Below are 12,083 nucleotides of genomic sequence, written 5' to 3' on the forward strand. Positions count from 1 at the left end.
TTGTATTTGTCCGGATTCCTTCCAATTGAGGAGAAGGTATGAAGTTGCGCGCGACCCTGACAGCGGCACTCGTGGGACTGGGGGCTCTGCTGGCCCCGGTGCTCGTCGCGCCGTCCGCATCGGCGCACGGGTGGATCTCGTCGCCGCCGAGCCGGCAGGACCACTGTGCCAAGCGCACCGTCAGCTTCGACTGCGGTGGCGTCCAGTACGAGCCCCAGAGCGTCGAGGCCCCGAAGGGCTCCATGCAGTGCTCCGGTGGCGGCGGGTTCACGGTGCTCGACAACGCGTCGCTGCCGTGGCCGCGCACGAGCATCGACTCGACGGTCACCATGCGGTGGCAGCTGACGGCGATGCACGCCACGAGCACGTGGGAGTACTTCGTGGACGGCCGGCTCCACCAGACGTTCGACGACGGCGGGGCCCGTCCGCCAGCGGTCGTCGAGCACACGCTGACCAACCTGCCGGCGGGGGACCACACGATCCTCGCGCGGTGGAACGTCGCCGACACGGTCAACGCGTTCTACGCCTGCGTGGACGTCACCGTCGGCGGTGGCGGCACGGCCCCGGCTCCTGAGCCGACGCCCGAGCCCACGGTGCCCGGCCCCGGTCAGCCCGGGACGCCGGACGGCTGCGACGCCGCGGCGTGGGCCGCGGGGACCGTCTACACCAACGGCGACCGCGTCTCGCACGGCGGCCGGCTGTACGAGGCCAAGTGGTGGACCCTGGGCGAGAACCCCGCGAACAGCGGTGAGTGGGGAGTCTGGCGAGACCTCGGGGCGTGCTGAACGTGCAGCCCCGCGCCAGGCGCTGCGCCGGCCTGATCGTCCTGGTGGCGCTCGCGCTGGCCGGGTGCTCCGCGCCTGGTGGTGGTCCCGACCATCCCGCGTGGCACGGTGAGCACGCCGAGGCCCCCGCTGCGGACGACGCGGCTGACGCCTCGCAGGCGCAGGCGTCCCAGGAGCCCAGCCCTGCGGACGGTCACGATCCGGCCGCGGCCGACGGCCACGGCTCGGGTGGCGGGCACGACGGAGGAGACCAGGGCGGCGGAGGCGGCCACGAAGGCCACGGGGACGTCGAGTACATCGTGCCCGAGGGCTTCGAGGAGGCGCTGGCTCAGGTCACCACCGAGCGCGGACGCGAGATCCTCTCGGACTGGCTGGTGACCGCGGCGGAGGTCGACGACCTGCGCCAGGCCCAGGTCGAGTGCCTCGCGGCCGACGGCTACGACGTCGGCCTGCAGGACGGGGCCCTCCAGGTCCGCGGGGTGCCCGACGGCGTCGCGGGGGAGGACGTGGGCGCGGCCGTGGAGGCGTGCCTGGGCGACCTGCCTGTCATCGCGCCGCTCTACGCCCAGACGCAGGGCGGTACGTAGGACCTGCCGCTCGGACCTGCGCGGGGCTGCGGAGACCATGACGGTCCCGCGGCCCCGCGCTGCGTCCGCCGTCCTGCTGGTGCCCGCCGTCCACCCGCACCTGCACCTCTGCACCTCCATCTGCACCTGGCCTTCGTCGCCGGTCGAGGGCCGCGCCGTACGGCAGGATGGGGCGCATGCTGAGGATCGGGCTGACGGGCGGCATCGCCGCCGGCAAGTCGGTCGCCGCGCGGCGGCTGTCCGAGCGCGGGGCCGTGGTGATCGACCACGACCTCCTCGCGCGCGAGGCGGTCGCCCCGGGCAGCCCGGGCCTCGCCGAGGTGGTCGAGCGGTTCGGTGCGGAGGTGCTCGCCGACGACGGGTCCCTCGACCGTCCGGCGCTGGGCGCACGCGTGTTCGGTGACGACGACGCACGCCGTGCGCTGGAGGCGATCGTCCACCCGCAGGTACGACGGCTGGCCGCGGAGCGCGCGGCAGCGGCGGAAGCAGCGGACGCCGCTGCCGTCGTCGTCCACGACATCCCCCTGCTCGTAGAGACCGGGCAGACCGGCGCGTTCGCGCTCGTGGTCGTGGTCCACACGCCCGCAGAGCAGCGTCTGCGCCGGCTGGTGGAGCGGCGTGGTCTGGACGAGGCGGCCGCGCGAGCACGGCTCGCCGCCCAGGCCACGGACGACGAGCGCCTGGCCGCCGGCGACGTCGTCCTCGACGGCAGCGGCACCGAGGACGACCTGCGCGCCCAGGTGGACGAGCTGTGGGAGCGCCTGGCCGCCCAGGCTGCACAGACCGTCCCGGTCCCCCCGGCCGGCCACCCGCGTCAAGGGGCCTAGGTGCGCGTCCTGCTCACCGGCTTCGAGCCGTTCGGCGGAGACCGCGTCAACGCGTCCTGGGAGGCGGTCGCGCACCTGGCGCGAGGGTGGGACGCGGTGGACGAAGGGGCGGAGCTCGACGTGCTGCGGCTGCCCGTGACGTTCCGCGGCGCTCCCGCAGCGCTCGCGGAGGCCGTGGCCGCGCTGCGGCCGGACGTCGTCGTCGCCGCCGGGCTCGCGGCGGGCACCGGCGCGGTACGTCTCGAGCGCGTCGCGGTCAACGTGGTGGACGCGCGCATCCCCGACAACGACGGCCGGGCGCCTGTCGACGAGCCCGTGGTGGAGGGCGCCCCCGTCGCCTACCTGACGGACCTGCCGATCAAGGCGGCGCTCGCCGCGCTGCGGGAGCAGGGTGTGCCCGCCGTCGTGTCGAACACGGCGGGGACGTACGTCTGCAACGCCACCTTCTACGCGCTGCGCCACCTGGTGGCGACGGGAGTCGCCGGCGCCACCCGCACCGGGTTCGTGCACGTTCCCCGCACCGTCGAGGAGGGCTCCGGGGACGGGGGCGCGCTGCCCGTGGCCGATCTGGCGGCGGCGCTGGGGACCGTCGTCCGGACCACGCTGCAGGACGTGCGCGGGACGCTCCCGCCGACGACGTTCGCCGCCGGCGCAGAGCACTGAGGCCGCTCTCGCGCCACGGGTGTCGGCGGGTCGGCCTACCGTAGGGGCATGCGACCCGTGACCGACCTGCAGCGCGCGGTGGCCCCGTTCGAGGTCATCAGCGAGTACCAGCCGTCGGGTGACCAGCCCACCGCGATCGCCCAGCTGAGCGAGCGGATCCAGGCGGGGGAGAAGGACGTGGTGCTGCTCGGCGCCACCGGGACCGGCAAGAGCGCCACCACGGCGTGGCTCGTCGAGAAGCTGCAGCGGCCCACCCTCGTGATGGCCCCGAACAAGACGCTCGCCGCCCAGCTCGCGACCGAGTTCCGCGAGCTGCTGCCGAACAACGCCGTCGAGTACTTCGTCTCGTACTACGACTACTACCAGCCCGAGGCGTACATCGCGCAGACGGACACCTACATCGAGAAGGACAGCTCGATCAACGACGAGGTCGAGCGGCTGCGGCACTCGGCCACGTCCTCGCTGCTGACGCGGCGCGACGTCGTCGTGGTCGCGTCGGTGTCGTGCATCTACGGCCTGGGCACGCCGCAGGAGTACGTGGACCGCATGGTGCGCCTGGACGTGGGCGACGTCGTGGACCGCGACGAGCTGCTGCGCCGGTTCGTGCAGATGCAGTACACGCGCAACGACATGGCGTTCACGCGCGGCACGTTCCGCGTGCGCGGCGACACCGTGGAGATCATCCCGGTGTACGAGGAGATGGCCGTGCGCATCGAGATGTTCGGCGACGAGATCGAGGCGATCCAGACGCTCCACCCGCTGACCGGCGAGGTGGTGCGCGACGAGCAGAGCGTCTACCTGTTCCCCGCCACGCACTACGTGGCCGGCCCGGAGCGCATGGAACGGGCGATCGCCGGTATCGAGAAGGAGCTGGCTGACCGCCTGGCCGAGCTCGAGTCGCAGAACAAGCTGCTCGAGGCGCAGCGCCTGCGGATGCGCACCACCTACGACATCGAGATGATGCGCCAGATCGGCACGTGCAACGGCATCGAGAACTACTCGATGCACATCGACGGCCGCGCGCCCGGCACGGCGCCGAACACGCTGCTGGACTACTTCCCCGAGGACTTCCTGCTCGTCATCGACGAGTCGCACCAGACGGTGCCGCAGATCGGCGCCATGTTCGAGGGCGACATGTCCCGCAAGCGTGCGCTGGTGGACCACGGGTTCCGGCTGCCTTCGGCGATGGACAACCGGCCCCTGCGCTGGGAGGAGTTCGTCGAGCGCATCGGGCAGACGGTCTACCTGTCGGCCACGCCCGGGCCGTACGAGCTGTCGTTGTCCGACGGCGTCGTCGAGCAGGTGATCCGGCCCACCGGGCTCGTGGACCCCGAGGTGGTGGTCAAGCCCACCACCGGGCAGATCGACGACCTGCTGCACGAGATCCGCGAGCGTGTCGCGCGCGACGAGCGGGTGCTGGTCACCACGCTGACCAAGAAGATGGCGGAGGACCTCACCGACTACTTCCTCGAGAAGGACGTGCGGGTGCGCTACCTGCACTCCGAGGTCGACACGCTGCGCCGCGTCGAGCTGCTGCGCGAGCTGCGCATGGGCGAGTACGACGTGCTGGTGGGCATCAACCTGCTGCGCGAGGGGCTCGACCTGCCCGAGGTCTCGCTCGTGGCGATCCTCGACGCCGACAAGGAGGGCTTCCTGCGCTCGGCGACGTCGCTCATCCAGACGATCGGCCGCGCCGCCCGCAACGTCACCGGGCAGGTGCACATGTACGCCGACAAGATGACGCCGGCCATGCAGCAGGCGATCGACGAGACGAACCGGCGCCGCGAGAAGCAGATCGCGTACAACCGCGAGCACGGCGTCGACCCGCAGCCGCTGCGCAAGCGCATCGCCGACGTCACCGACATGCTGGCCCGGGAGGACGTCGACACCCAGGAGCTCCTCGCGGGCGGGTACCGCAAGGCGGTGGACGGCACGGGCCGCAAGGGCAAGGCACCGGTGCCGGGCACGCCCAAGGAGGGCGCCACCACGGGCAACCGGCTCGCGGGCGCAGCGGCGAGCGAGCTGGCGGACCTCATCCAGGAGCTGTCGAGCCAGATGCACGCCGCCGCGGCCGAGCTGCAGTTCGAGGTCGCGGCCCGGCTGCGCGACGAGATCTCCGGGCTCAAGAAGGAGCTGCGCCAGATGCAGGCCGCCACGGCCTGAGACGCGCTGGAGCGGCGGGTGGTGGTCTTGCGCGCCAAGGTGGGGGAATCCGTGCACCGTGGGTTAGGGTTCATGCTCGTTGAAGGGGAGTACCTCCCGAACGGTGGAGCCGTCATCACGGCGGGCGTCGTCGCCCTCCCGGCTCCACGGCCTGCGTCCACGACGCAGGTGAGGAAGACCTTCGGTGCACCGTGCTACCCACCGGAGGAACTTCCATGACCGTGCCCTTCTGGGTCTGGGCCGTCACCGTCGGCGCCATCCTCGCGATGCTGACCGTCGACTATCTCGGCCACGTCCGTACCCCGCACGCGCCGTCGCTGCGCGAGGCGGCCCGCTGGTCGATCGCCTACGTGGCCGTCGCCGTGGTGTTCGGCTTCATCGTGTGGAGCGTCTGGGGCAGCCAGTACGGGACCGAGTACTTCGCCGGCTACATCACCGAGAAGTCGCTGAGCGTCGACAACCTCTTCGTCTTCGTCCTGATCCTGTCCAGCTTCCGAGTACCTCGGGAGTACCAGCAGAAGGTGCTGCTGATCGGCATCACGATCGCCCTGGTGCTGCGGACGGTGTTCATCTTCCTGGGCGTGGCGATCATCGAGAACTTCGCCTCGATCTTCTACCTGTTCGGTGCGTTCCTCATCTGGACGGCGATCGCCCAGGCGCGGCACTCCGGAGAGCAGGAGGAGTTCCACGAGAACGGAGTGCTGCGCCTCGTCCGGCGCTTCTTCCCGACCACCGACACCTACGTGCAGGACAAGCTCACCGCGCGCGTCGACGGCCGGCGGCACATCACGCCGATGCTCATCGTCATGATCGCGATCGGCAGCGCCGACGTCCTGTTCGCCGTCGACTCCATCCCGGCGATCTTCGGCCTGACGCAGGAGGCCTACCTGGTCTTCACCGCCAACGCGTTCTCCCTGCTCGGCCTGCGCCAGCTCTACTTCCTCATCGACGGCCTGCTCGACCGGCTCGTCTACCTCAACTACGGCCTGGCGGCGATCCTCGGCTTCATCGGCGTCAAGCTGCTCATCCACGCGCTGCACACCAACGAGGTGCCCTTCATCAACGACGGCGAGCACGTCGAGGTGATCCCCGAGGTGCCGACCCAGGTGTCGCTCACCTTCATCGTGGTGGTGCTGACCATCACCACGGTGGCGTCCCTGTACCGCGACCGGAAGGTTCGTGAGGCGCAGGCCCTCGCCGAGAAGGACAGCTGATGGTCCACGAGCTGCCGGCCTGGTTCGAGGTCGCCTCTCTCGCGGCGATCCTCGTCCTGCTGGCGGTGGACCTGCTGGTGGTGGGGCGCCGCCCCCACGTGCCGAGCATGCGTGAGAGCGCTCTGTGGGTCACGTTCTACGTGGTGCTCGCCCTGGTGTTCGGTGGCGTCGTCGCACTGGTGGGCGGCGGCGCCCCGGCCGGCGAGTTCTACGCCGGGTGGCTCACCGAGTACTCGCTGAGCGTGGACAACCTGTTCGTCTTCGTCATCATCATGTCCCGGTTCGCGGTGCCGCGGGCCTACCAGCAGCGCGTGCTCCTGGTGGGGATCATCATCGCGCTGGTGCTGCGGGCAGGGTTCATCCTGGCGGGCGCAGCGGTGATCCACCGGTTCGTGTGGGTGTTCTACCTCTTCGGCGCGTTCCTCATCTACACCGCGATCAAGCTGGTGCGGGGTGAGGACGACGACGAGGAGTTCAAGGAGAACGCGCTCATCCGGGTGCTGCGTCGGGTGCTGCCGCTCCACCCGGAGTACGACGGCGGCAGGCTGCGCACGGTCGTGGACGGCAAGAGGCTGTTCACGCCGATGCTGGTGGTGTTCGTCGCGATCGGGTCGACGGACCTGCTCTTCGCGCTCGACTCGATCCCGGCGATCTTCGGCCTCACGCAGGACCCGTTCATCGTGTTCACCACGAACGTCTTCGCGCTCATGGGCCTGCGGCAGCTGTACTTCCTGCTCGGCGGGCTGCTCGAACGTCTCGTGTACCTGCCCGTGGCACTGGCGGTCATCCTCGGGTTCATCGGCGTCAAGCTGATCCTCGAGGCCCTGCACCAGAACACGCTGCCGTTCCTCAACGGGGGAGAGGGCTTCCCGTGGGCGCCGGCGATCCCGATCTGGCTCTCGCTCGTCGTCATCCTCGGCTCCCTGGCCGTCGCCACGGTCGCGAGCCTGCTCAAGACGCGTCGCCAGCGGGCGATCAGGGCCTGAGCCGCCCAGCGGGGCGCTCCGTCAGAGCTGCCGCGCTGGGCGGCTCGCCCGCAAGCGCGGCTCAGCGCGAGAAGCCGCCGACGGCCGGCACCCACTCGCGCGCGGTGCGCGTGGTGACGAGGCCCTCGCGCCGGAACGGGTCGTCGTCCAGGAGCGCGAGCGCGGTGGCAGCGTCGTCGGCCTCGACCACGATCAGGGCCCCGTCCGGGGCGCCGTCTGCGGCAGGCAGGGGGCCGGAGACGTGCAGCGTGCCTCGCCGGTGGAGCTCCGTGAGGAACTCGCGGTGCTCGGGCCGCACGGCGTCGCGGGCCGAGCTGCTGTCGGGGGCGTACACGTAGGTCACTGCGAAGACGGCCATGCAGCCATCCAAGCACGGAGGGCCGCACGACGGGTCGGGCGCAGCCCCCGCGCAGCGCTCACCACCCGCGCTCGCGCCACGCCCCCAGGTGGGGACGCTCGGCGCCGAGCGTGGTCGGCCGGCCGTGACCCGGGTGCACCACGGTGTCGTCGGCGAAACGGTCGAAGAGCCGGGTGGTGACGTCGGCCAGGAGGCGGTCGAACCGCGCAGGGTCCCGGTCTGTGCTCCCGACGCCGCCCGGGAACAGGCTGTCGCCCGTGAACAGGTGCGCCCTGCCGGCGGGCTCGCGGTAGGCGAGCGCGATCGAGCCGGGCGTGTGACCGCGCAGGTGGACGATCTCGAGCCGCAGCGGGGCCGCCACCAGGGTCGCCCCGTGGTGCAGCCGCTCGGTCACGCGCACGCCCGCCGCCTCCTCGATCGCGTCGGCGTCGTCCGCGCCCGCCACCGTCCGCGCGCCGGTGGCCCGGACGACGGGCGCCAGCGCCCCGACGTGGTCGTGGTGGCGGTGGGTCGTCACCACGACGTCGAGGCGGCCTGTCGGTGTGCCCTCCCGGGCCAGCCGCAGGAGCCGGTCCGGCTCCGCCGCCGCGTCCACGAGCACCTGCGCTCCGCCGTCGTGCGCCGTCAGCAGGTAGGCGTTGTTGTCCATGGGGCCCACGGACAGCACGCGCAGCGCGGCGCCGCCGAGGTCGGTCACGGGCGTGGTGGGCGAGGGCGTCATGGGCCGATCCTCCCAGGAGCGCGCCACCGGGGTGCGGTGCGTCACGTCGAACGTCTGTACGAGAACCGGCAGGCCGACCTAGGATGTTCGGGTGAGCAACCGCCTCGTCATCTCCGGCGCCCGCGAGCACAACCTGCGCAACGTCGGCCTCGAGCTGCCGCGTGACCGCCTGATCGTGTTCACGGGCCTGTCCGGCTCCGGCAAGTCGTCCCTCGCGTTCGACACGATCTTCGCCGAGGGCCAGCGCCGGTACGTCGAGTCGCTGTCCGCGTACGCCCGCCAGTTCCTCGGGCAGATGGACAAGCCTGACGTCGACTTCATCGAGGGGTTGAGCCCTGCGGTCTCGATCGACCAGAAGTCGACGAACCGCAACCCGCGCTCGACGGTCGGCACCATCACGGAGGTCTACGACTACCTGCGCCTCCTGTTCGCGCGCGCCGGCACCCAGCACTGCCCGGTCTGCGGCGAGAAGGTGCAGTCACAGACCCCGCAGCAGATCGTCGACAAGCTGCTGGAGCTGCCGGAGGGCACCCGCTACCAGGTCCTCGCCCCGGTGGTGCGGGGGCGCAAGGGTGAGTACGCAGACCTCTTCAAGGAGCTGCAGGGCCAGGGGTTCGCCCGTGCCCGCGTGGACGGGGAGGTCGTGCAGCTGACCAGCCCGCCGCAGCTGGAGAAGAAGCTCAAGCACGACATCGAGGTCGTGGTCGACCGCCTCGTCGCGCGCGAGGGCGTCCAGCGGCGTCTGACCGACTCCGTCGAGACGGCGCTGCGCCTGGCCGGCGGCCTGATGATGGTCGAGATGGTCGACGCCGACATCGACGACCTCGACCGGGTGCGCAAGTTCTCCGAGAAGCGCGCCTGCCCCAACGACCACCCGCTCTCGCTCGACGAGGTCGAGCCCCGCACGTTCTCCTTCAACGCCCCCTACGGCGCCTGCCCGGAGTGCACCGGCATCGGGTTCCGTCTGGAGGTCGACCCCGAGCTCGTGGTGCCGGACGTGGACAAGACGCTGCGCGACGGCGCGGTGGTCCCCTGGGCGCAGACGTCGAGCGAGTACTTCCAGCGGGTGCTGTCGGCGCTCGCGGACGAGATGAGCTTCTCGATGGACGTCCCGTGGCGCGCGCTCCCCGAGCGGGCGCGCGAGGCGATCCTCTACGGGCGCAACCACCAGGTGCACGTGCGCTACAAGAACCGGTGGGGGCGTGAGCGCCAGTACTCGACCGGGTTCGAGGGTGCCGTGACGTTCATCGAGCGGCGGCACGCGGAGACGGAGTCGGACTCCTCGAAGGAGAAGTACGAGGGCTTCATGCGTGAGGTCCCGTGCCCGGTCTGCAAGGGCGCGCGCCTCAAGCCGGAGGTGCTGGCGGTCAAGGTCGGCGACAAGTCGATCTGGGACGTGTGCCGCATGTCGATCGACGAGGCTGCCGCGTTCCTGGGCGGGATCGAGCTGGGCGTGCGGGAGCGGCAGATCGCCGCCGAGGTGCTCAAGGAGATCAACGCGCGCCTCGGGTTCCTCCTGGACGTGGGGCTCGACTACCTCTCCCTGGAGCGTGCCGCAGGCACGCTGTCCGGCGGGGAGGCGCAGCGCATCCGGCTCGCCACGCAGATCGGCTCCGGCCTGGTCGGCGTCCTGTACGTGCTCGACGAGCCCAGCATCGGGCTGCACCAGCGCGACAACCGCCGTCTCATCGACACGCTCACGCGCCTGCGCGACCTCGGCAACACGCTGATCGTCGTGGAGCACGACGAGGACACGATCCGTACCGCCGACTGGATCGTGGACGTCGGCCCCGGGGCCGGTGAGCACGGGGGGCGGGTCGTCCACTCCGGCGACTACGCGGGCCTGCTCGAGGCGGAGGAGTCCGTGACGGGCGCCTACCTCTCGGGTCGCCGCCAGGTGGGCGTCCCCGCCGAGCGCCGTGCCATCGACCCGGACCGGGTGGTGCGTGTGGTCGGCGCCCGCGAGCACAACCTGCGCGGCATCGACGTCGACTTCCCGCTCGGCGTGCTGACGGCCGTGACGGGTGTCTCCGGCTCGGGCAAGTCGACGCTCGTCAACTCGATCCTCTACACGGTGATGGCGAACGAGCTCAACGGCGCGCGTCAGGTCGCCGGGCGGCACACGCGCGTCACGGGCCTCGAGCACCTCGACAAGGTGGTCCACGTGGACCAGGGGCCCATCGGGCGCACGCCGCGCTCGAACCCGGCCACCTACACGGGTGTGTGGGACCACGTGCGCCGCCTGTTCGCCGAGACGGAGGAGGCGAAGGTGCGCGGGTACGGCCCGGGACGCTTCTCCTTCAACGTCAAGGGCGGCCGTTGCGAGGCGTGCTCGGGCGACGGCACGCTCAAGATCGAGATGAACTTCCTCCCGGACGTCTACGTGCCGTGCGAGGTGTGCCACGGTGCGCGGTACAACCGCGAGACGCTCGAGGTGCACTTCAAGGGCAAGACGGTCGCGGACGTGCTGGACATGCCGATCGAGGAGGCCGCGGAGTTCTTCGCCGCGGTGCCGGCGATCTCGCGGCACATGAAGACGCTCGTCGACGTGGGCCTCGGGTACGTGCGTCTCGGGCAGCCGGCGCCGACGCTCTCGGGCGGCGAGGCCCAGCGGGTCAAGCTGGCCAGCGAGCTGCAGCGCCGGTCCACGGGGCGCACCGTCTACGTGCTGGACGAGCCCACCACCGGTCTGCACTTCGAGGACATCCGCAAGCTGCTGGGCGTGCTCCAGTCGCTCGTGGAGAAGGGCAACTCGGTGATCGTGATCGAGCACAACCTCGACGTCATCAAGAGCGCGGACTGGGTCATCGACATGGGACCAGAGGGCGGTTCGGGCGGCGGCACGGTCGTGGCCCAGGGCACCCCCGAGCACGTGGCGGGGGTCGAGGCGAGCCACACCGGCCGGTTCCTGGCCGAGGTGCTCGCCGCGCACCCTCCGGTCGCGCAGCCAGCCACGAAGCGCTCGTCGCGCTCGTCGACCAAGGAGCCGGCGGGCGGCAAGGGCAAGGCCGCAGGCAAGGGCGGCAAGAAGCGCGTGGCCGCCGCGTCTTCGGGGCGGTCGGGCACGACGGCCAAGGCGTGAGCACCGGCGCGGCGCCGGCCTCGCCGCCGCGCGTCGTGCGCGCCGACGACGCCGAGGCCGGGGCGCTGCTGGCGTCGGGGTGGTCGGTGGCGTCGGAGTCGTGGGGAGCGCGGCTCGAGGTCACCGAGGAAGTGCTGCTGCGCTGCGCGGCTGCGGTGACCGCCGCGGAGTCCGCGGGCTGGGAGCTGCTGGTCCTGGGACCGGCCGACGCCGGTGCGATTACCGAGCTCGACATGCGGGCCCTGGTGGACTACCCGGTCACGCCGGCGACCCGGCACGCGCCGCCCGAGCCGGAGGCGCTGTCCCGCTCCCTGGCCGCGGGGGAGCGGTGGGCGTACGGTGCGGCAGGCCCAGCGGGCTCGCTCGACGCGGCCACGGTCCTGTACCGCTCGGTGGGCCGCGAGACCGCCCTCGTGGAGACGGACTTCACGGTCACCCGGGCCGGCGTGCGTGGCCGGGGCCTGGCCACGGCGGTCAAGGCGGCGGCAGTGCTCGACCTGGCGGCGCAGGGGCACGAGCGCTTCGCCACCGGGGGAGCAGGGCAGAACGGGGCGTCCCGGCGCGCCAACGAGGCCCTGGGGTACGTCGTCACCGAGCGGTGGCTGCACCTGGTGCCGCCCGGCGACCCGCGTCCCTCGCCCTGCGGCTCCCGCTCCTCGACGCCCCCGGCCGGGGGCGTCACCACCGCGACATAGGG

11 protein-coding genes are annotated in these 12,083 nt (G+C 71.7%); 9 read left to right on the forward strand and 2 right to left on the reverse strand.

Annotated elements, in window-relative coordinates; translation table 11 throughout:
• The first annotated feature begins 38 nt into the window (after positions 1–38).
• The 7 genes from DNL40_RS13925 (at position 39) to DNL40_RS13955 (ending at position 7,225) form a co-directional block, all read left to right on the forward strand.
• The gene (locus DNL40_RS13925; protein ID WP_111251869.1) at positions 39–785 is read left to right on the forward strand and encodes a lytic polysaccharide monooxygenase; all 747 of its coding nucleotides are present in this window, start codon (positions 39–41) and stop codon (positions 783–785) included.
• Positions 779–1,372 carry a hypothetical protein gene (locus DNL40_RS13930; RefSeq protein WP_111251870.1) on the forward strand — a complete coding sequence of 198 codons (594 nt, stop codon included), beginning with the start codon at positions 779–781 and terminating at the stop codon, positions 1,370–1,372. Before DNL40_RS13925 ends, DNL40_RS13930 begins: the two co-directional genes overlap by 7 nt.
• A gap of 176 nt (positions 1,373–1,548) precedes the next feature.
• Complete coding sequence (coaE, locus tag DNL40_RS13935; protein ID WP_111251871.1) at positions 1,549–2,199, forward strand: dephospho-CoA kinase; 651 nt, start codon at positions 1,549–1,551, stop codon at positions 2,197–2,199.
• Positions 2,200–2,862: a pyroglutamyl-peptidase I gene (locus DNL40_RS13940; RefSeq protein WP_111251872.1), complete on the forward strand. Its 663-nt coding sequence runs from the start codon at positions 2,200–2,202 to the stop codon at positions 2,860–2,862.
• A gap of 48 nt (positions 2,863–2,910) precedes the next feature.
• Positions 2,911–5,025 carry an excinuclease ABC subunit UvrB gene (gene uvrB, locus DNL40_RS13945; RefSeq protein ID WP_111251873.1) on the forward strand — a complete coding sequence of 705 codons (2,115 nt, stop codon included), beginning with the start codon at positions 2,911–2,913 and terminating at the stop codon, positions 5,023–5,025.
• Between the two features lie 215 nt (positions 5,026–5,240).
• Entirely contained in the window at positions 5,241–6,239 is a 999-nt protein-coding gene (locus DNL40_RS13950; RefSeq protein WP_111251874.1) for a TerC family protein, read from the forward strand.
• Positions 6,239–7,225, forward strand: a complete 987-nt coding sequence (locus DNL40_RS13955) for a TerC family protein (protein WP_111251875.1) — start codon at positions 6,239–6,241, stop codon at positions 7,223–7,225. The genes DNL40_RS13950 and DNL40_RS13955 overlap by 1 nt, the downstream gene beginning before the upstream one ends.
• A gap of 61 nt (positions 7,226–7,286) precedes the next feature.
• On the opposite strand, the gene DNL40_RS13960 is transcribed toward DNL40_RS13955, so the two are convergent.
• Entirely contained in the window at positions 7,287–7,583 is a 297-nt protein-coding gene (locus tag DNL40_RS13960) for a YciI family protein (RefSeq protein ID WP_111251876.1), read from the reverse strand.
• A gap of 58 nt (positions 7,584–7,641) precedes the next feature.
• Positions 7,642–8,304 (reverse strand): MBL fold metallo-hydrolase, encoded by a 663-nt coding sequence (locus DNL40_RS13965; RefSeq protein WP_111251877.1) that lies wholly within the window; start codon positions 8,302–8,304, stop codon positions 7,642–7,644.
• Positions 8,305–8,395: 91 nt separating this feature from the next.
• Between DNL40_RS13965 and uvrA the strand changes: the two genes are divergently transcribed.
• Both uvrA and DNL40_RS13975 read left to right on the forward strand, forming a co-directional pair.
• Complete coding sequence (uvrA, locus tag DNL40_RS13970; RefSeq protein ID WP_111251878.1) at positions 8,396–11,386, forward strand: excinuclease ABC subunit UvrA; 2,991 nt, start codon at positions 8,396–8,398, stop codon at positions 11,384–11,386.
• On the forward strand, positions 11,383–12,081 hold the full coding sequence (locus tag DNL40_RS13975) for a GNAT family N-acetyltransferase (protein ID WP_111251879.1): 699 nt from the start codon (positions 11,383–11,385) through the stop codon (positions 12,079–12,081). The genes uvrA and DNL40_RS13975 overlap by 4 nt, the downstream gene beginning before the upstream one ends.
• Positions 12,082–12,083: the final 2 nt, after the last annotated feature.

Source organism: Xylanimonas oleitrophica, from assembly GCF_003244315.1.
In the GTDB taxonomy this organism is placed as follows: domain Bacteria; phylum Actinomycetota; class Actinomycetes; order Actinomycetales; family Cellulomonadaceae; genus Xylanimonas_A; species Xylanimonas_A oleitrophica.

Coding starts and splice junctions, on each gene's coding strand:
- DNL40_RS13925 (WP_111251869.1), top strand. CDS start 39: ATGAAGTTGCGCGCGACCCTGACAGCGGCACTCGTGGGACTGGGGGCT.
- DNL40_RS13965 (WP_111251877.1), bottom strand. CDS start 8,304: ATGACGCCCTCGCCCACCACGCCCGTGACCGACCTCGGCGGCGCCGCG.
- DNL40_RS13950 (WP_111251874.1), top strand. CDS start 5,241: ATGACCGTGCCCTTCTGGGTCTGGGCCGTCACCGTCGGCGCCATCCTC.
- DNL40_RS13955 (WP_111251875.1), top strand. CDS start 6,239: ATGGTCCACGAGCTGCCGGCCTGGTTCGAGGTCGCCTCTCTCGCGGCG.
- DNL40_RS13960 (WP_111251876.1), bottom strand. CDS start 7,583: ATGGCCGTCTTCGCAGTGACCTACGTGTACGCCCCCGACAGCAGCTCG.
- coaE (WP_111251871.1), top strand. CDS start 1,549: ATGCTGAGGATCGGGCTGACGGGCGGCATCGCCGCCGGCAAGTCGGTC.
- uvrB (WP_111251873.1), top strand. CDS start 2,911: ATGCGACCCGTGACCGACCTGCAGCGCGCGGTGGCCCCGTTCGAGGTC.